We start from the raw sequence: 25,779 nt of genomic DNA, 5'->3' as shown, positions 1-25,779 counted from the left end.
TGGGCAACGGCGTGCCGGGCCCCGCGATTCCGGCGTGATCCGCCGGACAGTCCCTGAGGCGCCCTCAGCCGCGGGCCCGGCACGGCGCGCCCGGTCACCGGCGCCCGCCCGGCACGGCGAAGGCCCCCGGGGCGGACACCCGCCGGGGGCCTTCGGACCGGGAGCGGCTCAGAGGGCCTCGGTCACCTCGGGCTTCTGGGGACCGCCCTTGAGCGGCACCTCCTTCACGAACAGCGCCGCGATCAGCACGACGACCGCGATCACCGCGCCCAGCAGGAACGCCGAGTGCGTACCGGCGGACACCGCGTGCTGGTACGCCTCCCGCGCCTGCACCGGCAGCTTCGCCAGGCTCGCCGCGTCGAGCTGCGCCGACTTCTCGGTGAGCTTGGAGCCCAGCACGCCGGCCTTCTCCGACATGACGTCCTGCACCTTGTGGTTGAACAGCGCGCCCATGACGGCCACTCCGAAGGAGGAGCCGAGCGTACGGAACAGAGTGGTGGAGGAGGACGCCACGCCCATGTCCTTCATCTGCACGCTGTTCTGCGCCACCAGCATGGTGATCTGCATCAGGCAGCCCATGCCCGCGCCGAGCACGGCCATGTAGATGCCGGAGGTCAGCCGCGTGGTGTCGGTGTCCATCAGTGACAGCAGGTACAGCCCGACGATCATCAGCACGCCGCCGACGATCGGGAACACCTTGTAGCGGCCGCTGTTGGTGGTGACCCGGCCGGCCACCATCGAGGTCACCAGCATCGAGCCGAGCATCGGCAGGAGCAGCAGACCGGAGTTGGTCGCGGAGGCGCCCTGGACCGCCTGCTGGTACAGCGGCAGGAAGAGGGTGGCGCCGAACATCACGAAGCCGGTGATGAAGCCGATGACCGACATCAGGGTGAAGTTGCCGTTGCGGAAGATGTGCAGCGGCAGCACCGGTTCGGCGGCCCTGGTCTGCCAGAACACGAACCCGACCAGCGCGGCCACGCCGATGCCGATCAGCTCCATGATCCGCGCGGAGGTCCAGGCGTACTCGGTGCCGCCCCAGGTGGTGACGAGCACGATCGAGGTGATGCCCACGGTCAGCAGGACGACGCCGAGGTAGTCGATGCCCGCCTTGGACCGCTTCTTGGGCAGGTGCAGCACCGCGCTGACCAGCGCGAGCGCGACGACGCCGAGCGGCAGGTTGATGTAGAAGGACCAGCGCCAGCCCCAGTTGTCGGTGATGGTGCCGCCGACCAGCGGGCCGCCGATCATCGCCAGCGCCATGACGCCGGCCATCATGCCCTGGTACTTGCCGCGCTCCCGCGGCGGGATCAGGTCACCGATGATCGCCATGACGCCGACCATCAGACCGCCGGCGCCGAGGCCCTGCACGGCGCGGAAGCCGATCAGCTGACCCATGTCCTGGGCCGTGCCGCTGAGCGCGGAGCCGATCAGGAAGATCACGATCGAGCTGAGGAAGGTGGCCTTGCGGCCGAACATGTCACCGAGCTTGCCCCAGATCGGGGTCGCCGCCGCGGTCGCCAGGGTGTAGCCGGTCACCACCCAGGACAGGTGCTCGAGGCCGCCGAGCTCGCCGACGATCGTCGGCATCGCGGTGCCCACGATCATGTTGTCGAGCATCGCGAGCATCATCGCGATCATGAGCGCGAGCAGCACCACCCGCACGCTCTTGGGCTGCTTCTCCTGCGACTTCTCCGGCTGTCCGGGCTTTTCCCGGTCCGTCGCGACCGCTTGTGTGTCCGCCATCTCTCCCACTCCCCCCGACGGCCCCTTACTTGCCGCCCGGCTAGTTCACTACAGTGGGGGAAGGTAGACCCGACACTAGCCGGTCGTCAAGTAAGTTTTTCGGGAGCGCGAGGAGTACGAGGATGGGCGTCACCATGGACGGCACCAAACACCAGCGCCGCGGCAACACCCGCCAGCGCATCCAGGACGTGGCACTCGAACTCTTCGCCGAGCAGGGCTACGAGAAGACCTCCCTGCGCGAGATCGCCGAGCGTCTCGACGTCACGAAGGCGGCCCTGTACTACCACTTCAAGACGAAGGAAGAGATCATCGTCAGCCTCTTCGAGGATCTGACGCAGCCGATCGAGGACCTGATCGAGTGGGGCCGCAGCCAGCCGCACACGCTGGAGACCAAGCAGGAGATCGTGCGGCGCTACAGCCAGGCGCTGGCCGGCGCGGAACCGCTCTTCCGGTTCATGCAGGAGAACCAGGCGACGGTGCGGGAACTGCGCATCGGCGAGTCCTTCAAGGACCGGATGCGCGGCCTCAGGGACATCGTCATCGACCCCGAGGCCCCACTCGTCGACCAGGTCCGCTGCGTGAGCGCGCTGTTCACGCTGCACGCGGGGATGTTCGTGATGCAGGACCTGGAAGGCGACTTCGAGAAGAAGCGCGCGGCCGTCCTCGAAGTCGCCGTGGATCTCGTCACGCAGGCGCATCGAGGCGCCCACGGGGAGCGGTAGGGCCTGCCCGGCAGGCCCTGGCTCAGACCTTCAGGCCGTGGGCCTTCAGGAAGGACACCGGGTTGACCGCGGAACCGTAGTTCGGCGTGGTCCGGATCTCGAAGTGCAGGTGCGGGCCGGTGGAGTTGCCGGTGCTGCCCGAAAGGGCTATGTGCTGACCGGTCTTGACGACCTGGCCGACCTTGACGTCGATCCGGGAAAGGTGCGCGTACTGCGAGTACGTGCCGTTGCCGTGCTTGATGACGACGGCGTTGCCGTAGGCGGGGCCGTCACCGGCGCCGTTGGGGCCGGCCTTGACGACGGTGCCGCCGTGCGCGGCGAGAACCTCGGTGCCGGTCGGGACGGCGAAGTCCTGACCGCTGTGCTTGTGCGCCCAGTGGCTGCCGTCCTGCATGAAGCTGGCGGACAGCGTGTACTTCTTCACCGGGTCGACCCAGGAGGCGGCCGACGGGGTGGCCGCGCTCGCGACCCCGGTTCCCACCACGGCCGTGGCGCCGATGCCGGCAGCCAGGACGGCCACGCGGGTGCGGACCGAGGACGTACGCGAAGAGCGGGACGTGAAGCGCTGGAACATCGAAACCTCGTGGGCTAGGGAACGGAGGGGCCATGCGACGTACAGGCGTTCGCCGCGCTGGCCACTCATTGGTAACCCACCACCTCATCCCCCCACAAAGCCCTGTTACTACGGCGGGACGTAGTAGACAACCGCAAAAGCACCCACTTCTTGACAGACACCGACTCTTCGGACATCACCGCCGCTGACGTGCGGTTTCCTCGCTACATGAGGGCAAGAATGTTCCGTTTTGCCCCAATAGGGAATGTCACTAACTCGGGTAGTAAAGGGCATTTCCCGTGTGCGGCTTGTCACCGCGCAGGGGGCTTTGGGGGCGCCTGAATGTGACGCGGGCTACTCGCTCACCCCGTACGGAAGTTGGCGATTCGGGGGAGATCCGGGACCTGGCACTCCGTCAGCCGGCCCGCCCGGCCCGCGAAATGTGACGCAGACCCCTGTACGACTACCGTTCAGTAACCCTACGGTTCCTCTCGCGCCATCCTCAGCACTGATCATGCCCCTGACAGTCCACCGTTCTGGCCGTTCAGTACGGACGTGAGAGGACCCCCACCGATGACCAGACGCCCCTGGGCGCGCCGTATATCCGTCACCGCCGTCTCCATGACCGCGCTCGCCGCGCTGGCCGCCCCCGCCGAGGCTGCCGGTACGGCCACGAGCACGGGCGGCACCACCACCGCCACCGCCGCGGTCGCCAAGGTCGACTACGCCACCTGGCAGAAGGACTGCCAGGCGGTCATGGACCAGGCACTGCCGTATCTGAAGCAGCGCATCGCCGCGGCCGGGCCGGGCGAGAAGCAGGCGATCGTCTTCGACATCGACAACACGACGCTGGAGACCGACTTCGGCTTCAGCTTCCCGCAACCCGCCAACAAGCCGGCGCTGAACGTCGCCGAGTACGCCCAGGAGCACGGCGTCTCGCTCTTCTTCGTCACCGCCCGCCCGGGCATCATCGAGGCGCCCACCGAGTGGAATCTCGAGCACGACGGCTACGAGGTCTCCGGCCTCCGCGTCCGCGGCTTCCTCGACCTCTTCAAGGACGTCGCCGCCTACAAGACCGCCCAGCGCGCCGGCATCGAGAAGCAGGGCTACACGATCATCGCGAACATCGGCAACAGCGCCACCGACCTGTCCGGCGGGCACGCCGAGAAGACGTACAAACTGCCGGACTACGACGGCCAGTTGTCGTAGGCGTCCGGGCATGCGAAAGGGGGCCGGTGCTCGATGAGCACCGGCCCCCTTTCGTCGGACCTCGGGTGAGCCCGTTGAGGGCTTACGCGTCCTTGCTCAGGTTCGGCCCGGCACCGCCGGCCGCCTGCTCGATCGGCGGGACGTCGGGCAGCGCCGACTTCTCCTCGCCGCGGAAGGTGAAGGTCTGGGACTCGCCCTCGCCCTCCGTGTCCACGACCACGATGTGACCGGGGCGCAGCTCGCCGAAGAGGATCTTCTCCGAGAGCGTGTCCTCGATCTCGCGCTGGATGGTGCGACGCAGCGGACGCGCACCCAGCACCGGGTCGTAACCCTTCTTCGCCAGCAGCTCCTTCGCGGACTGGGAGAGCTCGATGCCCATGTCCCGGTCCTTGAGGCGCTCGTCGACCTTGCCGATCATCAGGTCGACGATCCGCAGGATGTCCTCCTGCGTCAGCTGCGGGAAGACGACGACGTCGTCGACCCGGTTGAGGAACTCGGGGCGGAAGTGCTGCTTGAGCTCGTCCGAGACCTTGTTCTTCATGCGCTCGTAGTTGGACTTCTTGTCGCCCGAGGCCGCGAAGCCCAGGTTGAAGCCCTTGGAGATGTCCCGGGTGCCGAGGTTGGTCGTCATGATGATGACCGTGTTCTTGAAGTCCACGACCCGGCCCTGGGAGTCGGTCAGACGACCGTCCTCCAGGATCTGCAGCAGCGAGTTGAAGATGTCCGGGTGGGCCTTCTCGACCTCGTCGAAGAGGACGACGGAGAACGGCTTGCGGCGGACCTTCTCGGTCAGCTGGCCGCCCTCTTCGTAGCCCACGTATCCGGGGGGCGAACCGAAGAGGCGCGACACCGTGTGCTTCTCGCTGAACTCCGACATGTCGAGGGAGATCAGCGCGTCCTCGTCACCGAAGAGGAACTCGGCGAGCGCCTTGGACAGTTCGGTCTTACCGACACCGGACGGGCCGGCGAAGATGAACGAACCACCCGGGCGCTTCGGGTCCTTCAGACCGGCACGCGTACGGCGGATCGCCTTCGACAGCGCCTTGACGGCGTCGACCTGGCCGATGACCCGCTTGTGGAGCTCGTCCTCCATGCGGAGCAGACGCGAGGACTCCTCCTCGGTCAGCTTGAAGACCGGGATGCCGGTGGCGGTCGCGAGGACCTCGGCGATCAGCTCGCCGTCGACCTCGGCGACGACGTCCATGTCGCCGGCCTTCCACTCCTTCTCCCGCTTGGCCTTGGCGGCCAGGAGCTGCTTCTCCTTGTCGCGCAGGGAGGCGGCCTTCTCGAAGTCCTGCGAGTCGATCGCGGACTCCTTGTCCCGGCGGACGCCGGCGATCTTCTCGTCGAACTCGCGCAGGTCCGGCGGAGCGGTCATCCGGCGGATGCGCATCCGGGAGCCGGCCTCGTCGATCAGGTCGATCGCCTTGTCCGGCAGGAAGCGGTCCGAGATGTAGCGGTCGGCCAGGGTGGCCGCCTGCACCAGCGCCTCGTCCGTGATGGAGACACGGTGGTGGGCCTCGTACCGGTCACGCAGACCCTTGAGGATCTCGATCGTGTGCGGCAGGGACGGCTCGGCGACCTGGATGGGCTGGAAGCGGCGCTCGAGGGCCGCGTCCTTCTCCAGGTGCTTGCGGTACTCGTCCAGGGTGGTGGCACCGATGGTCTGCAGCTCACCGCGGGCCAGCATCGGCTTCAGGATGGAGGCCGCGTCGATGGCGCCCTCGGCGGCACCCGCACCGACCAGCGTGTGCAGCTCGTCGATGAACAGGATGATGTCGCCGCGGGTGCGGATCTCCTTGAGCACCTTCTTCAGGCGCTCCTCGAAGTCACCGCGGTAGCGGGAGCCGGCGACCAGCGCGCCGAGGTCCAGGGTGTAGAGGTGCTTGTCCTTGAGGGTCTCGGGCACCTCGCCCTTGACGATGGCCTGGGCGAGGCCCTCGACGACGGCGGTCTTGCCGACGCCGGGCTCACCGATCAGCACCGGGTTGTTCTTGGTACGGCGGGACAGCACCTGCATGACCCGCTCGATCTCCTTCTCGCGCCCGATGACCGGGTCGAGCTTGGACTCACGAGCGGCCTGGGTGAGGTTCCGGCCGAACTGGTCGAGGACCAGGGACGTCGAGGGGGTGCCCTCGGCAGGCCCGCCGGCGGTGGCGGTCTCCTTGCCCTGGTAACCGGAGAGCAGCTGGATCACCTGCTGCCGCACCCGGTTGAGGTCTGCGCCCAGCTTGACCAGGACCTGGGCGGCGACGCCCTCGCCCTCACGGATCAGGCCGAGCAGGATGTGCTCCGTGCCGATGTAGTTGTGGCCCAGCTGAAGGGCCTCGCGGAGCGAGAGCTCCAGGACCTTCTTGGCACGGGGAGTGAAGGGGATGTGGCCGGACGGGGCCTGCTGGCCCTGGCCGATGATCTCCTCCACCTGCTGGCGGACCGCCTCAAGCGAAATGCCGAGGCTCTCCAGGGCCTTAGCGGCGACACCTTCGCCCTCGTGGATGAGACCCAGGAGGATGTGCTCGGTGCCGATGTAGTTGTGGTTGAGCATCCGGGCTTCTTCCTGAGCCAGGACGACAACCCGCCGCGCGCGGTCGGTGAACCTCTCGAACATCGTTAATCGCTCCTCAGAGCGGTCAGGCAGTGGGGGGAACTTCCCCTCCCTGTCCTTCCGCAGCTTAGTCCCGCAAGCGGGGACCGCTCATTCCAACTGCCGACACCGTCGATGGCCTCCTGACCCCGAACGCCGACATCTGTCCCAACCCGATGGTGCGAGACGATGTTCCCGCAGGCCAGGCAGTTACCCCAGTCGCCAGTACGCCGATGGCGAACGTGAGACCGCCCGTCCTGCGTGTCGCCCCCTCCCACTAGGCATGTCTTACCCGCCGGGACTGACACTCCATGCCGCGCCGACCGGTTCCCTCCGCTATGGGCGAACAACCTTGCGGCTGCCCGTGCCCCGGGCGTCCCCTTTTCCCGCACCCTGCGCGACGGGAGGGGTGCCCAGCGTAACCACGGGCTCGGTTCGGGGGTTGCACCTGGTATGGCTGGCTCGGTTCCCGTGAGCTCATCGGTTCCCCTTCCCCGTCGTCCGCTCGATCCGGTGCCGCCCGGCCCGCGGGCCGGCGGCGTGCCGGACGGCCCGGAGGCCGGGGCCCGGCACTGGTACGAGAACGAGCTGGGCTGGCCGACCGTGCCCGGACGGCCGCCGTTGCTGGTCACGGGGGTCCGCTTCGACGTCCTGGACGTGCCGGCCGAGGCGGGCGCCCATGCGCTCCGCCGCCTCGGGCCGGGCTCCCCGGTGGCCCTGTGGGGCGAACGAATGCGGCTGCTGGTGGCCGCGGGCAGCGCGGAGGAACTGCCGGGGGTGCTGGAGTGGCTGGAGTGGCGCGGACTCGGGCTCGATCTGCGGGCACTGGGCGCGGGTGGCCTCATGGAGGCGCCTGCGCCGCCCGGAGAGGCCCGCTCAGGGGCGCTGCCGCCGGAGCGGGGTTCCGCCACCGGGCCCGGCTCCGTTTCCGTGCAGGGGGCCGCCGTATGGCTGCGGCCCCCCGGGCCGGGGGGTGAGGCCGGGGCCTCGCTGCCGGCGTTGCCGGCCGTGGGGGGCCCGACAGGCGCCCCCGATCTCGTACGACTGGTGGACACGCTGGCGACGCACTGCCACCGTGTCCGGCTGAGGCGCGCGAACGCCCGGCCGCCCGCCTGCCGGGGAAATCAGCCGTTGGCCTTCTCGTAGGCCTCGCGAATGGACGCGGGAACACGGCCGCGGTCGTTGACCTCGTAGCCGTTCTCCTTCGCCCAGGCGCGGATCGCCGCCGTGTCCTGGTTGCCACCGGAAGCGGCACGCGCCTTTCCACGTCCGCCCGCGGCACGGCCTCCGGTACGACGACCGCCCTTCACATAGGGCTCGAGAAGGCCACGCAGCTTGTCCGCATTGGTGGTCGTGAGATCGATCTCGTACGTCTTGCCGTCCACTGCGAACGTAACCGTCTCGTCCGCCTCGCCGCCGTCGAGGTCGTCGACAAGAAGGACCTGAACCTTCTGTGCCACCGGATTTCCTTTCATCGATAACGCTGAGGGCCAGGGTGTGTGCGGCGCCCGCCGTTTCGCCGCCCCTGTTATATGCAGTACTGCAGTACGTCGGAAAGCAAACCGCTTTTGCCGGAAAAACACAAACCCCCGGGAGAGACCCAGGGGCCCGCCACGGTCCGGAAACATGCGCGTTTCGGACATAGGGCACCGAGGCAATGACGATCACAGATGCAGAAGCATCCGGCTGTTGCCCAAAGTGTTCGGTTTCACTCGTTCGAGACCGAGGAACTCCGCGACGCCCTCGTCATAGGAACGCAACAGCTCCGCGTAGACATCGGTGTCGACCGGCGTCTCGCCGATCTCCACGAAGCCGTGCTTCTGGAAGAAGTCGACTTCGAAGGTCAGACAGAAAACGCGGCGAACGCCGAGCCAGCGCGCGGTCTGCAGCAACTTCTCCAGCAACTGATGACCGACACCGGCACCCTTGAGGCCCGGCTTCACCGCGAGAGTGCGGACTTCGGCCAGGTCTTCCCACATGACGTGCAGCGCACCACAGCCGACCACCTCGGCGTTGTCGTCGCGTTCCGCGACCCAGAACTCCTGGATGTCCTCGTAAAGGGTCACCATGGCTTTGTCGAGCAGGATGCGGTCGCGGACGTAGGCGTCGAGGAGGTGACGCACGACCGGGACATCGCTGGTCCGGGCCCGCCGGACGGTGATGGCTTTCGCGGGGACTTCGGGACGTTCTGCTGACATGGGCGGACGCTATCGCCCGGAGGTGTCCCCCGCCGCGCCGGGGTTCTGCACTTCCGGTGCTTCGCCGGGTTCCGCGGCTTCCCGCGCTTGTGCGGGTTCTGGCCCTTGTGCGGGTGCCGGCGCTTGTGCGGGTGCCGGTCCCTGGACGATGCGTACGGCGTCGCTGAGGGCCTGGCGCTGTTCCTCGCTCATCATCCCGAAGAAGGCGACGAGAGCGGCGGCCGGGTTGTCGCTCTGCGACCAGGCGTCGTTCATCAGCGCGGCGGCGTAGGCGGCGCGGGTGGAGACCGCCTCATATCGATAGGCACGTCCTTCCGCCTCGCGGCGCACCCAGCCCTTCTGATGGAGATTGTCCAAAACGGTCATCACGGTGGTGTACGCGATGGACCGTTCCTGCTGGAGATCTTCCAGGACTTCTCGAACGGTCACCGGGCGGTTCCACTTCCACACCCGCGTCATGACCGCGTCTTCGAGTTCTCCCAATGGGCGAGGCACAGCCAGAACAATAGTGGGAGATTCGGCCGAAGGCCCGCCGGACGTGCACTTAGGTCGCCAAAGCGAACAAAAAGGGCGTACGGCTCGGAAAGCACCGGGGTGCGCGGAGTCGTACGCCCTGACGGGGGCGGGTGGGTGAGGCGGCTCAGGCGTCGCCGGCGGCGGGGGTCTCGCGACCGCCCTCCACGCGCGCGAGGGCGGCGTCGACGGCCGCGTCCTCCTTGGCCTTGGCGGCCCCGCCCTGGGTCTTCACGATCACCCTGACCACACCGATGAAGAACACGGCCATGACGACCGGGGGCACGAGCGCGGCGACGTAGTCCATGGCACCAGGGTAGCCACGCGGGCCGGGACGAAAGGGGCGGGGTGGGCGGCGCGGGGTCAGCCGGCGGCGAGCTGCCGCGACTGCGCCTGGTCGGCGGGCGGTGTGGGCGGCTTGCGCTTCGGGAAGACCTCGCCCGGCGTCGGGATGGGGCGCTTCGGGGCGGGTTCTCCCGCCGGGCGCTCGGCGGGCCGCCCGGGAGGGGCCTGGCCGGGCTTCGGAGCGGGCTTCTGAGCCGGTTTCTCCTGCCCCTCGGCGGTCTGGGCCGCGTCGCCCCCCGCGCCGCCCCTGAGGGCCAGCAGGCGCGTCCTGGAGGGCGGTACGGCGGGCGCCGGGACCTTGCGTGCGCCCTGCGCGAAGCGGGCCCGTACATCCTGCTCGGCGAGCGACCGGCAGCGCTCCAGCAGGGCGGCGCCCTTCGGGTTCCCGCGCAGTGCCCGCAGGGCGGCCAGATCGTCCGGCACCGGCCGGTACCCGGCGCCCAGCACCTCCTCCAACAGGGCGAGGTAGCCGGCCGCGGTCCCCGGCAGGGCGGCGCGGTACCGGTCGAGGTCGGCCACCAGGAAGGCGCGCAGCCGGGCCGCCTCGCACATCGCCTCGTCCAGGGACGCGGCGAGACGGAAGCAGTCCTTGACGTCCTCGGCGGACGCTCGGCCGGGGTGAAGGGCGAGGGCGAGGGCGCGGCGGAGCACACGCAGCTCCTGCGCACCGAACACCATGCCGCCGCGGGATCCATATGGCGTGGGCATGCGGCGACGCTACCGCTAATCGGACAAAAGTGACGGATCGGGGCGTTGTGTCGCCGCGTGTCGCCGCCCGGTTCCCCCGCCCGGTGTCACCCGCGCGTGTGGACGGCGAGAACCGGCGCCCCACCGGGCGCCGGTCGCCTCACAGCCGCGACACGTTCCGCTCGTAGACCAGGCGCAGGCCGATCAGGGTCAGCCAGGGCTGGTGCTCGTCGATCACCGAGGACTCGCCCAGCACCACCGGCGCGAGACCGCCGGTGGCGATCACCGTGACCTCGTCGGGGTCGTCGGCCAGCTCCCGGGCCATCCGGCTCACCACGCCGTCGACCTGTCCGGCGAAGCCGTACACGACGCCCGACTGCATGGCCTCGACGGTGTTCTTGCCGATCACGTTCCGGGGCCTGGCCACCTCGATCTTCCGGAGCTGCGCGGCCCTGATGCCCAGGGCCTCCACCGAGATCTCGATGCCGGGCGCGATGACCCCGCCGACGTACTCCCCGCGCGCGGAGACCGCGTCGAAGGTGGTCGCCGTACCGAAGTCGACGACGATCGCCGGGCCGCCGTACAGCTCGTTCGCCGCGACCGCGTTGATGATCCGGTCGGCGCCGACCTCCTTGGGGTTGTCGAACTGGATCGGCACCCCGGTCTTCACGCCCGGCTCGACCAGCACCGCCGGCACGTCGCCGTAGTAGCGGCGGGTGACCTCGCGCAGCTCGTGCAGCACGGACGGGACGGTCGCGCAGATGGCGATGCCGTCGATGCCGTCGCCCAGGCCGTCGCCGAGCAGCGGGTGCATGCCCATCAGGCCCTGCAGCAGGACCGCCAGCTCGTCCGCGGTGCGGCGCGCGTCCGTGGAGATGCGCCAGTGCTCGACGATGTCCTCGCCGTCGAACAGGCCGAGCACGGTGTGCGTGTTTCCGACGTCGATCGTGAGCAGCATGGGCGTTACTCCGCCTCGCGCAGGTCCAGGCCGATGTCCAGGATCGGCGAGGAGTGGGTGAGGGCGCCGACGGCCAGGAAGTCCACCCCGGTCTCGGCGTACGCGCGCGCGGTGTCGAGGGTGAGCCGGCCCGAGGCCTCCAGCAGCGCCCGCCCGCCGGCGATCCCGACGGCCTCCGCGCACTCGCCCGGCGTGAAGTTGTCCAGCAGGACCAGGTCGGCGCCCGCCTCGACGACCTCGCGCAGCTGGTGCAGGGTGTCGACCTCGACCTCGATCGGCACCTCCGGGAAGGCCTCCCGCACGGCCTTGAACGCCGGCGCGACGCCCCCGGCGGCGACCACGTGGTTGTCCTTCACCAGGGCCGCGTCCGAGAGGGACATGCGGTGGTTGACCCCGCCGCCGCAGCGCACGGCGAACTTCTCCAGGGAGCGCAGCCCCGGAGTGGTCTTGCGGGTGTCGCGCACGCGGGCCTTGGTGCCCTCCAGGACGTCCGCCCACGCGCGCGTGGCGGTCGCGATGCCGGACAGGCGGCACAGCAGGTTCAGGGCGCTGCGCTCGGCGGTGAGCAGGTCGCGCGTGCGCGTGGTGACCGACAGCAGGCGCTGCCCGGCCTCGACGCGGTCACCGTCCTCGACGTGCCGCTCGACCTCGAACTCGTCGGTGCAGACCACCGAGAGCACGGCCTCGGCGACCCGCAGGCCCGCCACCACTCCGGCCTCGCGCGCGGTGAAGTCGCCGGTGGCGACGGCGTCCTCGGGGATGGTCGAGTCGGTCGTCACGTCCACCCCGCCGTCCAGGTCCTCCTGGATGGCGACGTTCGCGATGTCCTCGACCTCGACGGGGTCGAGTCCGGCGGCGGCCAGCAGTTCGGCGAGCGCGGGGTCGAGCCCGCACTCCAGGTACTCCTCGTCGCCCTCGGCGCCACAGGCGCAGCCGTCGCCGCAGCCGCCGGTCGGGGCGAGGGGAAGGTCGTCGGTGCTCACTTTGTCACTGCTCCTGGGAACGCTGGTGGGGCCGGGTAGGGGGGAAGTCTGCGGTGTCCGTGGTGTGTACGGCCAGTGACCGGTCCGGACCGAGCCGTACGACGATGTGGCGCCGCCAGTGGGCGTCGTCGCGCTCGGCGCGGTCCTCGCGCCAGTGGCAGCCGCGGGTCTCCTCGCGCCGCAGGGCGGCGGCGACCAGGACCCGGGCCACGCACAGGAGGTTGGTGGCCTCCCAGGTGTCGACACCGGGCTCGGCGGTCTTGCCGTTCTCGCGCAGGGCGTCACGGGCCTCGCCGTGCAACCGCTGGAGCTGGTCCGCGGCTTGCTGGAGCGACCGTGCCGAACGGAGCACGCCCGCGCCGTCGGTCATGATCCGCTGGATGGCGAACCGGGACTCCGGGGCCAGCAGCGGGTGGCTGGGCGTCTCGGGGTGCGCGAGCTGTGCGGGCTCGCGCGCGGGGAGGCCGCCCTGCGCTCGGGCCCCGGCGATGTCGGCGGCGATGCGCTCGGCGTAGACGAGGCCTTCGAGCAGGGAGTTGGAGGCGAGGCGGTTGGCGCCGTGCACGCCGGTGCAGGCGACCTCGCCGCACGCGTACAGGCCGGGCACGGTCGTACGGCCCCGGGCGTCGGTGCGGACGCCGCCGGAGGCGTAGTGGGCGGCCGGGGCGACCGGGACGCGCTCCGTCACCGGGTCGATGCCGTTGGCGCGGCAGGCGGCCAGGATGGTCGGGAAGCGGTGCTCCCACATCTCGGCGCCGAAGTGCCGGGCGTCGAGGAACATGTGCTCGGCGTCCTGCTCCTGCATGCGGCGCATGATGCCCTTGGCGACGATGTCCCGGGGCGCCAGCTCGGCCAGCTCGTGCTGCCCCACCATGAAGCGCGCGCCGTCCCCGTCGACCAGGTGGGCGCCCTCGCCGCGCACCGCCTCGGAGACCAGCGGCTGCTGGCCCTCGGCGTCCGCGCCGAGGAACAGCACGGTCGGGTGGAACTGCACGAACTCCAGATCGCTGACCTCCGCGCCCGCGCGCAGCGCCAGCGCCACACCGTCGCCGGTCGACACCGAGGGGTTGGTGGTCGCGGAGAACACCTGGCCCATGCCGCCGGTCGCCAGGACCACCGCGGGGGCGTGCACGGCGCCCACGCCGTCGTGCTGGCCCTCGCCCATCACATGCAGGGTGACGCCGGCCGTACGGCCCTCGGCGTCGGTCAGCAGGTCGAGCACGAGCGCGTTCTCGACGGTGCGCAGTCCACGCGCGCGTACCGCGTCCACGAGGGCCCGGGAGATCTCCGCGCCGGTGGCGTCCCCGCCCGCGTGCGCGATACGGCGCCGGTGGTGGCCGCCCTCGCGGGTGAGCTGGATGCCGCCCTCGTCGTCGGTGTCGAAGTGGGCGCCGGTGGAGATCAGCCGCCGTACGGCGTCGGGGCCCTCGGTGACGAGGATGCGCACGGCATCCTCGTCGCACAGGCCCGCGCCCGCCACCAGGGTGTCCTCAAGGTGCTGCTCGGGGGTGTCGCCCTCACCGAGGGCGGCGGCGATGCCGCCCTGCGCCCAGCGCGTGGAGCCGTCGTCGAGGCGGGCCTTGGTGACGACGACGGTCGTCAGGCCCGCGGCCTCGCAGCGCAGCGCCGCGGTCAGGCCGGCCACGCCGGAGCCGACGACGACCACGTCCGCTGAGATGCTCCACCCGGGTGCGGGCGCGTGCAGTCGTATGCCTGTGCTGGTCACGAGGCGGCTCCGAGGGATCCGAAGGTGAGGGGCAGGTTGTCGATCAGCCGGGTGGTGCCGACGCGGGCGGCCATGGCGAGGACGGCCTCGCCGATGAAGCCGTCGCCGATCTCGGTGAAGTCGGACGGGTCGACCAGGGCGAGGTAGTCCAGCTTCAGCGGCGGGTCGAAGCGCGCGGCCTCGTCCAGGACCTGGTGCACGGCGGCGCGGACGGCCGCCGGGCCGCCGGGCGCGGCGGTGGCGACCGCGTGCGCGTCGGCCGCCGCGCGGGACTCGCCTATGGCGCTCAGCGCCTCCGCACGCGCGTGCGTGGAGGGCACTTCGCGGGCTCGCGCGCGCAGCGCCTCCTGCGCGGCGTGCCGGTCCCGGCCGGCGAACAGGGCGCGGGACAGCGCGAGGGCGGTGCGGCGTTCGCCGGGCGAGAGGTAGCGGTTGCGGCTGGACAGGGCGAGCCCGTCCTCCTCGCGCACGGTCGGGACTCCGACGATCTCCACGCCGAAGTTCAGGTCGCGCACCATGCGGCGGATCAGGGCCAGTTGCTGGGCGTCCTTCTGGCCGTACAGGGCGGCGTCGGGGCGGGTGAGGTGCAGCAGCTTGGCGACGACGGTGAGCATCCCGTCGAAGTGCCCGGGCCGCGAGGCACCCTCCAGGCGCTCGCCCATGGGGCCCGCGGTGATGCGCACCTGGGGTTCGCCGCCCGGGTAGACCTCGTCCACGGCGGGCGCGAAGACGGCGTCGGCGCCCGCCTGTTCGGCGAGCTTCAGGTCGGCGTCCAGGGTGCGCGGGTAGCGGTCGAGGTCCTCGCCGGCGCCGAACTGCAGCGGGTTGACGAAGACGGTGACGACGACCTCGCCCTCCGGCCCGGCGATCTCGCGCGCGGCGCGGATCAGCGTGGCGTGGCCCTCGTGCAGCGCTCCCATGGTCATCACGACGGCACGGCGGCCGTGGCGCACGCGCGCTTGCAGCTCTTCGGCGGTGCTCAGCAGGGCGGTGGTCATCAGGCGTTCCCCTCGGTGCCGTTGGTCCCGTTCGTGCCGTCGGCCAGCACACCGAGCAGGTCCTCGGCGAGCTCCGGCTTCAGCAGGCCGTGGGCGAGCGCCCGGTCGGCGGTCGCGCGGGCCATCGCCAGATAGCCGGCGACGGCCTGCGGGGAGTGCTTGCGCAACTCGGCGACATGCGCCGCGACCGTTCCGGCGTCCCCGCGCGCGACGGGGCCGGTGAGCGCGGCGTCGCCGGAGCGCAGCGCGTTGTCCAGGGCGGCGCCGAGCAGCGGGCCGAGCATCCGGTCGGGGGCGGAGACGCCGGCCGTGCGCAGCAGCTCCATGGACTGGGCGACCAGGGTCACCAGGTGGTTGGCGCCGAGGGCGAGGGCCGCGTGGTACAGCGGGCGGTTCTCCTCGCTGATCCACTCGGGCTCGCCGCCCATCTCGATGACCAGGGCCTCGGCGGCCAGCCGCAGCTCCTCGGGCGCGGTGACCCCGAAGGAGCAGCCCGCCAGCCGCTGGACGTCGACGGGGGTGCCGGTGAAGGTCATCGCCGGATGCAGCGCGAGCGGCAGCGCGCCCGCGCGCAGGGCGGGGTCGAGGACCTTCGCGCCGTACCGGCCGGAGGTGTGCACGAGCAGTTGTCCGGGCCGTACGGCGCCGGTCTCGGCGAGGCCGGTGACCAGGCCGGGCAGGGCGTCGTCAGGGACGGTGAGCAGCACCAGGTCGGCGCGCTGGAGGACCTCGGCGGGAGGCACCAGGGGCACGTCCGGGAGCATCGCCTCGGCGCGCCTGCGGGAGGCGTCGGAGACTCCGGACACGGCCACCGGGCGGTGCCCGGCGAGCTGGAGGGACGCGGCCAGGGCGGGGCCCACGCGTCCGGCGCCGACGACGCCTACGGTGAGCCGCGCGGGGCGGTCCTTGAGGTCTGGCTGGTGGACTGTACTCACGCGACGGTGGCCTTCCCGTTCCAGTCCGCTCTGGGTACCGGACGATTTCTCGTCATGTTAACGCTATCCGGCGGGGGGCGGCCGGTTGTCCACAGGCTGTGGGTTTCGCCACGGTTCCGGCGCGGGGAAATCCGGCTGCCGCGCCGGGGCCGCGCAGGGCATGATCCCCCGCATGAGCGATACGGCTGAGCAGGGCGAGGAGCGGTCGGCGGCACAGCGGCTTCGCGAGCGGCGCGGGGTCGCCCAGCGGCAGGCGCGGCGGGTGCTGTCGCGCGCGGGCTGGCGGGGCTCGATCCGCGAGCGGCTGGCGCTGCTGCAGGAGGCCGCCCCGGCGGTGTACGACCTGGACGAACCGGCGGACATCTACGGCGACGGGGTCGTGGCCGCCCTGGAGGAGCGGGTCGCCGCGCTGCTCGGCACGGAGGCCGCCGCGTTCTTCCCGACCGGCACGATGGCCCAGCAGGTCGCTCTGCGCTGCTGGGCGGCCCGCACCGGCGACACCACCGTGGCCCTGCACGGTCTGGCCCACCCCGAGGTGCACGAACGGCACGCGCTGAGCCAGGTCGCCGGCCTGCGTCCGGTCCGGGTGACCAGCGAGCCCCGGCTGCCCACGGCCGGGGAGATACGCGACTTCCCCGAGCCCTTCGGGGCGCTGATGCTGGAGCTGCCCCTCAGGGACGCCGGTTTCCTGCTGCCCTCCTGGGAGGAGCTGACCGAGGTCGTGGCGGCGGCCCGGGAACGTGACGCGGTGGTGCACTTCGACGGCGCGCGCCTGTGGGAGTCGACCGTCCACTTCGGCCGGCCCCTGGACGAGATAGCCGGCCTGGCGGACAGCGTGTACGTGTCGTTCTACAAGTCCCTCGACGGTTTCGGCGGCGCCGCGCTGGCCGGCCCGAAGTCCCTGGTCGAGCAGGCGAGGACCTGGCGGCACCGGTACGGCGGGATGGTCTTCCAGCAGTTCCCGACCGCGCTGTCGGCGCTCGTCGGACTGGACCGGGAACTGCCCCGGCTGCCGGAGTACGTGCGCCACGCGCGCGTGGTCGCGGCCGCGCTGCGCGAGGGGTTCGCCGCGGCCGGCCTGCCGTGGGCGCGCGTGCACCCCGAGGTGCCGCACACCCATGAGTTCCAGGTCTGGCTGCCGTACCGGCCCGAGGTGGTGGCCGAGGCGGCGGTGCGGCAGGGCGAGGAGACCTCGGTACTGCTCTTCGCGAACGGCTGGGAGGAGGCCGGGTCCGGCGTCGCGTGCACCGAGGTCACCCTCCGCTCGGCGGGCCTGGAGTGGACGGCGGACGACGTGCGGGCGGCGGTCGCGGACTTCGCGGCCCGGCTGCCGACGGCGCCGTAGCCGCGGACGGCGGGCGGCGGGCGGCGGGCGGCGGGCGGCGCCTCAGTCGAACCGGATGTGCCGCAGGCCCAGGCCGGCCTGCCGCAGCCGGGTCCGTACCGGGCCCTCGTGACGGGGGCGGAGGGTGAGGCCCGCCAGGACGGCGATGCGGTCCGCCGTCTTCGGCACGGTGGTGTGGTCCGTCCACAGGTGCTCGGCGAACTCCGGCTCGCGCAGCCGCCGCAGGCAGTGGTCGAGCCGGCCGACCGCCCAGGTCTCCCCGCCCGCCCCGGTTCCCTTCCCACCGGCGAGCCGCAGGAGGTGCCCGAAGCGGCGCTCGCGCAACCTCCTGAGCACCGTCTCGCGTTCCGCGAGCAGCGTGAAGTGCCGTACGTCGTGGCCGAGTCCGCGCAGTCGGCCGACCGTCTCGGCGAAGTGGCCCGGGTCGGTCACCGTCATGGGGGCGACGACCACGCCCTCGTGCCCGGCGAGGGCCAGGTCGAGGACCTCGACGACGCCCTGCCGCCAGGACGTCAGGTCCTGGAAGTCGCCGCGCAGTCCGGGCGGAAGCATGCGGTGGAGGCCGGATCCGACGTGCTCGGGGTCACAGACGACGCTGCCGGGCAGGCGGCGCTGGATCTCGTACGCGGTCTGTGTCTTGCCGCCCCCGAAGGGGCCGTTGATCCACAGGAGCATGACGGCGACCCTACCGACGCGGGCCCGCCCGCCGGGGCCGGTCGGCCATGGCGGCCGGTCAGCCGTGGCCGCGGTCAGCCGTGGCCGCCGGCCCGCACCAGTCCGGTCTCGTAGGCCAGCACCACCACCTGCACCCGGTCGCGCAGGCCGAGCTTGGTCAGGATGCGGCCCACATGGGTCTTCACGGTCGCCTCGGACAGCACCAGCCGGGCCGCGATCTCCCCGTTGGACAGGCCCTGCGCGACCAGCATCATGACCTCGCGCTCGCGGTCCGTGAGCCGCTCCAGCTCCTTGTGCCGGGGCTCCTTGACGCCGGACGGCAGCATCGGCGCGAACCGGTCCAGCAGACGCCGGGTGGTGGAGGGCGCCACCACCGCGTCCCCGCTGTGCACGGCGCGGATGGCCGTCAGCAGCTCGCCGGGCGGCACGTCCTTGAGCATGAAGCCGGAGGCGCCCGCCTTCAGCCCGGAGAAGGCGTACTCGTCCAGGTCGAACGTGGTCAGGATCAGCACCTTCGGCGGGTTGGGCTCGGCGCAGATCCGCCGGGTGGCCTCCACGCCGTCCAGCTTCGGCATGCGGACGTCCATCAGGACCACGTCGACGCCGGTGGAGCGGACCGTCTGGAGGGCCTCGACGCCGTCGCCCGCCTCGGCGACGACCTCCATGTCCGGCTGGGCGGCGAGCACCATCCGGAACCCGGTGCGCAGCAGCACCTGGTCGTCCACGAGCATCACGCGGATCGTCATCGGGGTCCTCTTCCGTTCGTCATCGGGGGTCGTGCGGGGTCGTCGTCAAGGGGTCGCGCCGGGGGCATGACAGGTGTCAACAGGGGGCGTGCGGCGGCGTCAGTGCGCTGGTTTGAGCGGCAGCAGCACGCTGATGCGGAAGCCTCCACCAGGACGTGGGCCGGCGTCCAGGGTGCCGCCGACCATCCCGACCCGCTCCCGCATGCCGATCAGGCCGTGCCCCCGTCCGTCGGCACCGCCCTCCTCGTACAGCTCGTGCGGGGCGCCCTTGCCGTCGTCCTCGACGAGCAGGCCGAGCCCGTCGTCGAAGTAGACGAGACGCACGCTCGCGCCCGCATTGGGCCCGCCGTGCTTGCGGGTGTTGGTGAGCGCCTCCTGCACGATGCGGTACGCGGTCAGCTCCACCCCGCTGGGCAGCGGGCGCGGGGTGCCCTCGACCCTGAAGTCGACGGGCAGGCCCGAGGTGCGGCACTGCTCGACGAGGTCGTCGATCTGCTCGACGTCCGGCTGCGGGACGTACTTCCCCGTCTCCTGGTGCTCGCCGGTGCGCAGCACGCCCAGCAGGCGGCGCATCTCGGCGAGGGCCTGCCGGCCGGTGGAGGAGATGGTCTCCAGGGCCTTCTTCGCCTGGTCGGGGGCGGCGTCCAGGACGTAGGCGGCGCCGTCGGCCTGCACCACCATCACCGACACGTTGTGCGCGACGACGTCGTGCAGCTCGCGCGCGATCCGGGCGCGCTCGGCGGCGACCGCGACCTTGGACTGCGCCTCGCGCTCCCGCTCCAGCCGGGCGGCGCGCTCCTCGAGCTGGGCGAAGTAGGCGCGACGGGTGCGCATGGAGTCACCGAGCACCCAGGCCAGGGCGAACGGCACCGTCTGGAACACCGCTATCGCAAGCTGGCCCAGCACGCTGGTGTGGTCGGCGGGCCAGCGGATCTGGGCCAGGGCGGCCGCGAACAGGCTGACGGTGAGCGCGAGCCGGGAGGCCCAGCGCGCGCCCATCGTCGCGACCGTGTAGGTGATCACCAGCATGGCGAAGTCGGCGGCGGTCGGCTCGACGTCCAGGATCAGCTGGGCGAGCCCGGTCGCGAGGGCCAGCAGCAGCATCGGCTCGGGGAAGCGGCGGCGCAGCGCCACGACGACGCACAGCACGGCGGACACCGCCAGCCCCCCGACGACCGGCATGTGGTGTCCGGGCGCCCTGCTGAGACTCACCACGCTCACACCGGAGAGCCCGAACAGGACGACGGCCCAGAAGGTGTCGACCCATGTCGGGTGCCTGCGGAGAAAGTCATAGAGGCGCTGCACGTAACCCAGAGTAGGGAAATGAAATGAGTGCAGGGGTCAACCGGAGGGCCGATCCCCACGGGGCACGCGTACTCCGCAAGGTGGAGGAAGTGATCACCTGTGCGCCTAGTCTGTCTCGGTGACGGACGAGGCGACGGCGCGAAGCGGGCGCGAGGGACGCGGGTGGCGGCAGGCGGCCCAGGAGGCGCTGTACGGGCCGGGCGGCTTCTACCGGCGGCCCGAGGGCCCGGCCGGGCACTTCCGTACGTCGGTGCACGCCTCCCCGCTGTTCGCACGCGCCGTGGCCCGGCTGCTGTGCCGGGTCGACGAGGCGCTCGGCCGGCCGGGCACCCTGGACTTCGTCGACATGGGCGCCGGGCGGGGTGAGCTGGTCACCGCCGTGCTCGCGGCGCTGCCGGCCGGCGTGGCAGCCCGCGCGCGCGGGTACGCCGTCGAGCTCGCCGCGCGTCCGGCGGCGCTGGACGAGCGGATCACCTGGCTGAGCGAGCCCCCGGGCACGGTCACCGGGCTGCTGTTCGCCAACGAGTGGCTGGACAACGTGCCGGTGGACGTCGCCGAGGTGGACCCGGCGGGAGTGCCCAGGCTGGTGCTCGTCACGGCGGACGGCACGGAGCGGCTCGGGGAGCCGGTGTCGGGGGCGGACGCCGACTGGCTGGCCCGGTGGTGGCCGCTGCCCGCCGAGCAGGGGCTGCGCGCGGAGATCGGACGGCCCAGGGACCTGGCCTGGGCGGCCGCGGTGGAGCGGGTGGAACGCGGGCTCGCGGTGGCCGTGGACTACGCGCACACCGCCGGCACGCGCCCGCTGTTCGGGACCCTCACCGGGTTCCGGGAGGGGCGCGAGACGGCGCCCGTACCGGACGGCTCCTGCGACATCACGGCGCATGTCGCGCTGGACGCGTGCGCGGCGGCACGCGCGGAGGCTTCCCCGCCCGCGCGCCTGCTCACGCAACGCGACGCCCTGCACGCCCTGGACCTCACCGGCGCGCGCCCCCCGCTCGCACTGGCCTCCACGGACCCGACGGCCTACGTGCGCGCCCTCGCGAGCGCCGGGGAGGCCGCCGAACTCACCGCCCCGGACGGGCTCGGCGGCTTCGGCTGGCTGCTCCAGCCGGTCGGCGTCCCGGACCCGCTCGCCTGAGCCCCGCCGGCTCCCCGGGCGCTACTTGTCGATGTCCCCCACCACGAAGAACAGCGACCCCAGGATCGCCACCATGTCCGCCACCAGCGTCCCCGGCAGCAGCTCGGTCAGCGCCTGGATGTTGTTGTACGACGCCGAGCGCAGCTTCAGCCGGTACGGGGTCTTCTCACCCTTGCTGACCAGGTAGTAGCCGTTGATGCCGAGCGGGTTCTCGGTCCACGCGTACGTGTGCCCCTCGGGCGCCTTCAGCACCTTGGGCAGCCGCTGGTTGACCGGCCCCGGCGGCAGCTCGGCCAGCCGGTCCAGGCAGGCGTCGGCGAGGTCCAGGGCGTTGTGGGTCTGCTCCAGGAGACACTCGAAGCGGGCCAGGCAGTCGCCCTCGTCCCGGGTGACGACCCTCAGGGTGTCCTGGAGGTCGCCGTACGCCAGATAGGGCTCGTCGCGGCGCAGGTCGAAGTCGACGCCGGAGGCGCGCGCGATGGGCCCGCTCACGCCGTAGGCGTGCACGGCCTCCGGCGCGAGTGCCCCCACGCCCCTCGTGCGCCCCCGGAAGATCTCGTTGCCGAGCACCAGGTCGTCGAAGACGTCCATGCGGGAACGCACGGCGGCGACGGCGGCACGCGCGCGTGCCGTCCACCCGGCCGGCAGGTCCTCCTTGAGGCCGCCGACGCGGTTGAACATGTAGTGCATACGCCCGCCGGAGACCTCCTCCATGACGTTCTGGAGCACCTCGCGCTCCCGGAACGCGTAGAACACCGGCGTGATCCCGCCCAGCTCCAGCGGGTACGACCCGAGGAACATCAGATGGTTCAGCACCCGGTTCAGCTCGGCGAGCAGCGTGCGCGTCCACACCGCGCGCTCGGGGACCTCCATGCCGAGCATCCGCTCCACGGCGAGGACCACGCCCAGCTCGTTGGAGAACGCCGACAGCCAGTCGTGGCGGTTGGCGAGCATGATGATCTGCCGGTAGTCGCGCGCCTCGAAGAGCTTCTCCGCGCCCCGGTGCATGTAGCCGATCACCGGCTCCGCGCGCTGGATGCGCTCGCCGTCCAGCACCAGCTTGAGCCGCAGCACGCCGTGCGTGGACGGATGCTGGGGGCCGATGTTGAGCACCATGTCGGTGCTCTCGGCGGCGCCGCCGACGCCGACCGTGGTCTCCGTCGCAGTCATGGACCCAGTCTCCCCTACGTACGCTGGCCCCATGGAGACGGGGAGCCCGGCGGAGACCGGGGTGACGGGGGACGAACCGGTGTGGCGGGGGCTGCCGCCCGGGCTGCTGCGCATGCGCCGGCTGTTGCTGGTGGTGTGGACGGGCGTGCTCGCCCTGGCGGCGGGGCTGCTGCCCGGACTGCTCGCGGGACCGGCCTGGGGCGCCTTCGCGCTGGTCCCCCTGGCCCTGGCCGCGTGGTTCTGGCGGCTGCTGGGCCGCAACTGGCGCTCCTGGCGATACACCGAGCGCGCCGACGACCTGCTGATCCGCCGCGGCGTGCTGTGGCGCGAGGAGACCGTGGTGCCGTACGGGCGCATGCAGCTCGTGGAGGTCACCTCGGGCCCCCTGGAGCGGTACTTCGGGCTGGCCAGCGTCCAGCTGCACACCGCGGCCGCGGCGACCGACGCGGTCGTCCCGGGCCTGGACCCGGCCGAGGCGGAACGGCTGCGCGACCGGCTCACCGAGCTGGGCGAGGCCCGGTCGGCGGGGCTGTGACGGCCCCGGTCCCCGGCGGCGTGCCGGACCGTCCGCCGGTCGCCGAGCGGCGGCTGCACCCCGTCACGCCGTTCCGCCGGGCCTGGGCGCCGGTCGCCGTACTCGCCGGCTGGGCCGTGCACGACCCGAACGCGGCGCAGGAGCAGTTGACGAGGCTGACCGGCACCATGCTGCTCATAGGGCTCAGCGTGCTGGTCCCGGCGGCCGGCCTGTACGGCTTCCTGTCCTGGTGGTTCACGCACTTCGCGGTCACCGGCGGCGAACTGCGCATCCGTACCGGGCTGCTGTTCCGGCGCACCGCGCACATCCGCCTGGAGCGCATCCAGGCGGTCGACGTCACCCGGCCGCTCCTCGCGCGCGTGGCGGGGGTGGCCAAGCTCCGCATCGACGTCGTCGGCGCCGCCAAGAAGGACGAACTCGCCTTCCTGGGCGAGCGGGAGGCGCGTGCCCTGCGCGCGGAACTGCTCGCGCGCGCGGCGGGCTTCGCGCCCGAGACGGCGCGCGAGGTCGGCGAGGCACCGGCGCGGGAACTGCTGCACGTGCCGCCGCGCGCGCTGGTGCTCTCCCTGCTGCTGACGGGCGCCACCTGGGGCTCGCTGGCCGCGGCCCTGGTCGTACCGCCCCTGCTGTGGTTCGCCACGCACAGCGTGTGGACGGTCCTCGCCACCGCCCTGCCGCTGCTGGGCGCCGCGGGCGCGAGCAGCGCGGGCCGGTTCGTCACCGAGTACGACTGGTCGGTGGGCGAGTCCCCGGACGGGCTGCGCATCGACCACGGGCTGCTCGACCGAGCGCACGAGACGGTCCCGCCGGGCCGGGTCCAGACGGTGCGGATCGTGGAGCCGCTGCTGTGGCGGCGGCTGGGCTGGGTGCGGGTGGAACTGGACGTGGCCGGATCCGACAACTCGGTGCTGGTGCCGGTCGCCCCGCGCGCGGTCGCCGAGTCGGTCATAGCGCGCGTGCTGCCCGGCGTGACCGTACCGGCGTCGCCGGCCCGGCCGCCGCGACGGGCCCGCTGGTGCGTACCGGTGTGGTGGCGCGGGCACGGCCTCGCGGTGACGGACGCGGTGTTCGCCGCCCGGCACGGCCGGCTGCGCCGCCGGCTGTCCCTGGTCCCGCACGCCAAGGTGCAGAGCGTACGGCTCACCCAGGGGCCCTGGGGCCGGCTGTGGCGGCTCGCCGACGTGCATGTGGACACCGGGGCCGGCAGGACCGTCACGGCGCGGCTGCGCGACGCGGACGAGGCCGCCCGGCTGCTGCTCGCCCAGGCGGAGCGCTCCCGCACCGGCCGCCGGGACGCCCGCCCGGACCGCTGGATGGCCTGAGCGGGTCGGCCGCCGGGTACGACGGAGCCCGGCTCCCCTCATGGGGCGCCGGGCTCCGTTTCCCGTGGGTTCGCCGTGCCGGCTCAGGAGGCCGCGCTGCGCAGCCCCTGGACGTCGATCTGTTCCGTCTCGTCGTGCGCGGTCAGGTCGATGACCTGGCCGACGCCGCGCGCCCGGTCGTCGGCGGTCTTGAACTCGGCCTCGGCCTCGGCCTTGTGCAGCGCGAGGGCCTCCTGTCCGACGACGTCCGCCAGGTCCTCGTTCTGCACGGACTCCAGCGCCTCGGACGAGGCGTCCTTGTGAGTGCCGAAGAAGTCGAACCCACCCTCGATCACGGGGCGCCGGGCGGGCGCGGCCGGTACGACGGCCACCGCGGTCGGCACCGTGAAGTGCCCCGCGGGCTGCTGCCCGGCGGACTTGGCGGCCTCGGCCGTTCCCGTCGGGGTGGCGGCCGGGCGGGTGTGCTCCCCGGCCGCCCCGGGCTTCCCCTGCGCCTCGTCCTCCTGGACGGCGCCCTCGCTCCGGGGAGCGTCGGCCGCTTCGGTCACGCCGTCCGCGGCGCCCTCTCCTTTGGCGGCCGCCCCGGGCGGCACGGACCCGGCGGCCCGGGATTCGGCCGACGGCTCGGCGGCGGGCTTCACGGAGCCGACGCCGGCGGCAGGCCTGCCGGGAGCGCCGGTGCCGGGCTTCGCGGGAGCCTCGGTGCCGGGCTCGGCGGGAGCCTCGGCGTCGGGCTTCGCGGGGGCCTCGGCGTCGAACCGGGCCAGTGCCGTCGCGGCCCGCAGGTAGAGCCGCGAGCCCTCGGGCGAGAACACCACGCCGGGCTCCGGCTTCTCCTCGTCGGCCGTCTCCGCCGCATCGAGGGCGTCAGGGGCCTCGGGCTCGGCGCCGCGGGCGGGCGGCAGCGCGAGCGCGCCGGACGGCTCGCCCGCCTCGATCTCCAGCAGCCGGCGCCCCTCCAGGGCGCTCGCCCGCTCGGTCTCGGCGGTCGCGTAGCGGCGCAGCAGGGCCGCGTGCTCGTTGCGCAGCCCGGCCAGCTCCGCGCGCTTGGCGCGCAGCCGCCGCTCGAGCTTGGTGCGCAGCTCCCGCGACTCCTCCAGGTCGGTCTCCAGTTCGGCGAGCCGCTCCTCGAAGCGCCACTCGTCGCTGGCACGCGCGCGTGTGAGGTCGGCGACCCGCTTGCCCGCATGGGTGTCCCAGCGGCGCATCACGACGGCGCCGGCGACGGCGGTCGCCGCGGCGACCGCGGCCAGCACGCGCAACACCGTGGCCTCGGAGAACACCCAGGGACCCAGCGCGCAGACGACGGAGATTCCGGCGATCGCCGACGGTGGCAACAGCCGGTGCAGAGGCGGGGAATGGCGGTGGCGTCCACGTGGCATGGCCAGA

25 protein-coding genes are annotated in these 25,779 nt (G+C 72.2%); 7 read left to right on the top strand and 18 right to left on the bottom strand.

Annotated features, from left to right (window positions below; translation table 11 throughout):
* Window positions 1-168: 168 nt before the first annotated feature.
* Window positions 169-1,743, bottom strand: a complete 1,575-nt coding sequence (locus ACFVVO_RS34265; protein ID WP_390060261.1) for an MDR family MFS transporter — start codon at window positions 1,741-1,743, stop codon at window positions 169-171.
* Window positions 1,744-1,865: 122 nt separating this feature from the next.
* Between ACFVVO_RS34265 and ACFVVO_RS34260 the strand changes: the two genes are divergently transcribed.
* Window positions 1,866-2,465: a TetR/AcrR family transcriptional regulator gene (locus ACFVVO_RS34260; protein WP_390060259.1), complete on the top strand. Its 600-nt coding sequence runs from the start codon at window positions 1,866-1,868 to the stop codon at window positions 2,463-2,465.
* Window positions 2,466-2,487: 22 nt separating this feature from the next.
* On the opposite strand, the gene ACFVVO_RS34255 is transcribed toward ACFVVO_RS34260, so the two are convergent.
* Window positions 2,488-3,039, bottom strand: coding sequence for a M23 family metallopeptidase (locus tag ACFVVO_RS34255; RefSeq protein ID WP_390060257.1), 552 nt, complete (start codon window positions 3,037-3,039; stop codon window positions 2,488-2,490).
* A 552-nt stretch (window positions 3,040-3,591) separates the two neighbouring features.
* Between ACFVVO_RS34255 and ACFVVO_RS34250 the strand changes: the two genes are divergently transcribed.
* The gene (locus ACFVVO_RS34250; RefSeq protein ID WP_390060255.1) at window positions 3,592-4,227 is read left to right on the top strand and encodes an HAD family acid phosphatase; all 636 of its coding nucleotides are present in this window, start codon (window positions 3,592-3,594) and stop codon (window positions 4,225-4,227) included.
* Window positions 4,228-4,309: 82 nt separating this feature from the next.
* Here the strand turns inward: ACFVVO_RS34250 and ACFVVO_RS34245 are convergent, their stop codons facing one another.
* Window positions 4,310-6,835: an ATP-dependent Clp protease ATP-binding subunit gene (locus ACFVVO_RS34245; protein ID WP_390060253.1), complete on the bottom strand. Its 2,526-nt coding sequence runs from the start codon at window positions 6,833-6,835 to the stop codon at window positions 4,310-4,312.
* Between the two features lie 429 nt (window positions 6,836-7,264).
* Here ACFVVO_RS34245 and ACFVVO_RS34240 point away from each other — a divergent pair, with 429 nt between their 5' ends.
* Window positions 7,265-7,957 carry an SCO3374 family protein gene (locus ACFVVO_RS34240; protein ID WP_390060251.1) on the top strand — a complete coding sequence of 231 codons (693 nt, stop codon included), beginning with the start codon at window positions 7,265-7,267 and terminating at the stop codon, window positions 7,955-7,957.
* On the opposite strand, the gene ACFVVO_RS34235 is transcribed toward ACFVVO_RS34240, so the two are convergent.
* From ACFVVO_RS34235 to ACFVVO_RS34190, 10 genes are all read right to left on the bottom strand, one after another.
* Window positions 7,936-8,271, bottom strand: coding sequence for an Lsr2 family protein (locus ACFVVO_RS34235; RefSeq protein WP_390060249.1), 336 nt, complete (start codon window positions 8,269-8,271; stop codon window positions 7,936-7,938). The genes ACFVVO_RS34240 and ACFVVO_RS34235 overlap by 22 nt on opposite strands.
* 204 nt (window positions 8,272-8,475) lie before the next feature.
* Window positions 8,476-9,009 (bottom strand): amino-acid N-acetyltransferase, encoded by a 534-nt coding sequence (locus tag ACFVVO_RS34230; protein WP_199211445.1) that lies wholly within the window; start codon window positions 9,007-9,009, stop codon window positions 8,476-8,478.
* A gap of 9 nt (window positions 9,010-9,018) precedes the next feature.
* A complete protein-coding gene (locus ACFVVO_RS34225) occupies window positions 9,019-9,468 on the bottom strand; it encodes a BlaI/MecI/CopY family transcriptional regulator (protein WP_390060307.1) in 450 nt (149 codons plus the stop codon).
* A 181-nt stretch (window positions 9,469-9,649) separates the two neighbouring features.
* A complete protein-coding gene (locus tag ACFVVO_RS34220; protein ID WP_390060247.1) occupies window positions 9,650-9,829 on the bottom strand; it encodes a hypothetical protein in 180 nt (59 codons plus the stop codon).
* A 56-nt stretch (window positions 9,830-9,885) separates the two neighbouring features.
* Window positions 9,886-10,545, bottom strand: coding sequence for a hypothetical protein (locus tag ACFVVO_RS34215; RefSeq protein WP_390060305.1), 660 nt, complete (start codon window positions 10,543-10,545; stop codon window positions 9,886-9,888).
* A 169-nt stretch (window positions 10,546-10,714) separates the two neighbouring features.
* The gene (locus ACFVVO_RS34210; RefSeq protein ID WP_250402283.1) at window positions 10,715-11,512 is read right to left on the bottom strand and encodes a type III pantothenate kinase; all 798 of its coding nucleotides are present in this window, start codon (window positions 11,510-11,512) and stop codon (window positions 10,715-10,717) included.
* Between the two features lie 5 nt (window positions 11,513-11,517).
* Complete coding sequence (gene nadC / locus ACFVVO_RS34205) at window positions 11,518-12,495, bottom strand: carboxylating nicotinate-nucleotide diphosphorylase (protein WP_351667264.1); 978 nt, start codon at window positions 12,493-12,495, stop codon at window positions 11,518-11,520.
* A 4-nt stretch (window positions 12,496-12,499) separates the two neighbouring features.
* The gene (locus ACFVVO_RS34200) at window positions 12,500-14,221 is read right to left on the bottom strand and encodes an L-aspartate oxidase (RefSeq protein ID WP_390060245.1); all 1,722 of its coding nucleotides are present in this window, start codon (window positions 14,219-14,221) and stop codon (window positions 12,500-12,502) included.
* Complete coding sequence (panC, locus tag ACFVVO_RS34195) at window positions 14,218-15,219, bottom strand: pantoate--beta-alanine ligase (RefSeq protein ID WP_390060243.1); 1,002 nt, start codon at window positions 15,217-15,219, stop codon at window positions 14,218-14,220. Before panC ends, ACFVVO_RS34200 begins: the two co-directional genes overlap by 4 nt.
* Window positions 15,219-16,154: a Rossmann-like and DUF2520 domain-containing protein gene (locus ACFVVO_RS34190; RefSeq protein WP_390060241.1), complete on the bottom strand. Its 936-nt coding sequence runs from the start codon at window positions 16,152-16,154 to the stop codon at window positions 15,219-15,221. The genes panC and ACFVVO_RS34190 overlap by 1 nt, the downstream gene beginning before the upstream one ends.
* A gap of 172 nt (window positions 16,155-16,326) precedes the next feature.
* Here ACFVVO_RS34190 and ACFVVO_RS34185 point away from each other — a divergent pair, with 172 nt between their 5' ends.
* Complete coding sequence (locus ACFVVO_RS34185) at window positions 16,327-17,499, top strand: threonine aldolase family protein (protein WP_390060240.1); 1,173 nt, start codon at window positions 16,327-16,329, stop codon at window positions 17,497-17,499.
* A 42-nt stretch (window positions 17,500-17,541) separates the two neighbouring features.
* Here the strand turns inward: ACFVVO_RS34185 and ACFVVO_RS34180 are convergent, their stop codons facing one another.
* From ACFVVO_RS34180 to ACFVVO_RS34170, 3 genes are all read right to left on the bottom strand, one after another.
* Entirely contained in the window at window positions 17,542-18,174 is a 633-nt protein-coding gene (locus ACFVVO_RS34180; protein ID WP_390060238.1) for an AAA family ATPase, read from the bottom strand.
* A 74-nt stretch (window positions 18,175-18,248) separates the two neighbouring features.
* Window positions 18,249-18,920, bottom strand: coding sequence for a response regulator (locus ACFVVO_RS34175; protein ID WP_390060236.1), 672 nt, complete (start codon window positions 18,918-18,920; stop codon window positions 18,249-18,251).
* A gap of 99 nt (window positions 18,921-19,019) precedes the next feature.
* A complete protein-coding gene (locus ACFVVO_RS34170) occupies window positions 19,020-20,225 on the bottom strand; it encodes a sensor histidine kinase (protein WP_390060234.1) in 1,206 nt (401 codons plus the stop codon).
* 118 nt (window positions 20,226-20,343) lie between these two features.
* Here ACFVVO_RS34170 and ACFVVO_RS34165 point away from each other — a divergent pair, with 118 nt between their 5' ends.
* Complete coding sequence (locus ACFVVO_RS34165) at window positions 20,344-21,363, top strand: SAM-dependent methyltransferase (protein WP_390060233.1); 1,020 nt, start codon at window positions 20,344-20,346, stop codon at window positions 21,361-21,363.
* A 21-nt stretch (window positions 21,364-21,384) separates the two neighbouring features.
* Here ACFVVO_RS34165 and ACFVVO_RS34160 read toward each other — a convergent pair whose 3' ends face one another.
* Window positions 21,385-22,533 (bottom strand): NADH-quinone oxidoreductase subunit D, encoded by a 1,149-nt coding sequence (locus tag ACFVVO_RS34160; RefSeq protein ID WP_390060231.1) that lies wholly within the window; start codon window positions 22,531-22,533, stop codon window positions 21,385-21,387.
* 31 nt (window positions 22,534-22,564) lie between these two features.
* Between ACFVVO_RS34160 and ACFVVO_RS34155 the strand changes: the two genes are divergently transcribed.
* Both ACFVVO_RS34155 and ACFVVO_RS34150 read left to right on the top strand, forming a co-directional pair.
* Window positions 22,565-23,068 carry a PH domain-containing protein gene (locus ACFVVO_RS34155; protein WP_390060229.1) on the top strand — a complete coding sequence of 168 codons (504 nt, stop codon included), beginning with the start codon at window positions 22,565-22,567 and terminating at the stop codon, window positions 23,066-23,068.
* Window positions 23,065-24,390: a PH domain-containing protein gene (locus ACFVVO_RS34150; protein WP_390060227.1), complete on the top strand. Its 1,326-nt coding sequence runs from the start codon at window positions 23,065-23,067 to the stop codon at window positions 24,388-24,390. The genes ACFVVO_RS34155 and ACFVVO_RS34150 overlap by 4 nt, the downstream gene beginning before the upstream one ends.
* Window positions 24,391-24,473: 83 nt before the next feature.
* Here the strand turns inward: ACFVVO_RS34150 and ACFVVO_RS34145 are convergent, their stop codons facing one another.
* The gene (locus ACFVVO_RS34145) at window positions 24,474-25,772 is read right to left on the bottom strand and encodes a hypothetical protein (protein WP_390060226.1); all 1,299 of its coding nucleotides are present in this window, start codon (window positions 25,770-25,772) and stop codon (window positions 24,474-24,476) included.
* Window positions 25,773-25,779 lie beyond the last annotated feature (7 nt).

The organism is Streptomyces sp. NPDC058145, assembly GCF_042884245.1.
Classification (GTDB): domain Bacteria; phylum Actinomycetota; class Actinomycetes; order Streptomycetales; family Streptomycetaceae; genus Streptomyces.
Note: the sequence above shows the minus strand (reverse complement) of the source record. Positions and strands in the feature narration are given on the sequence as shown.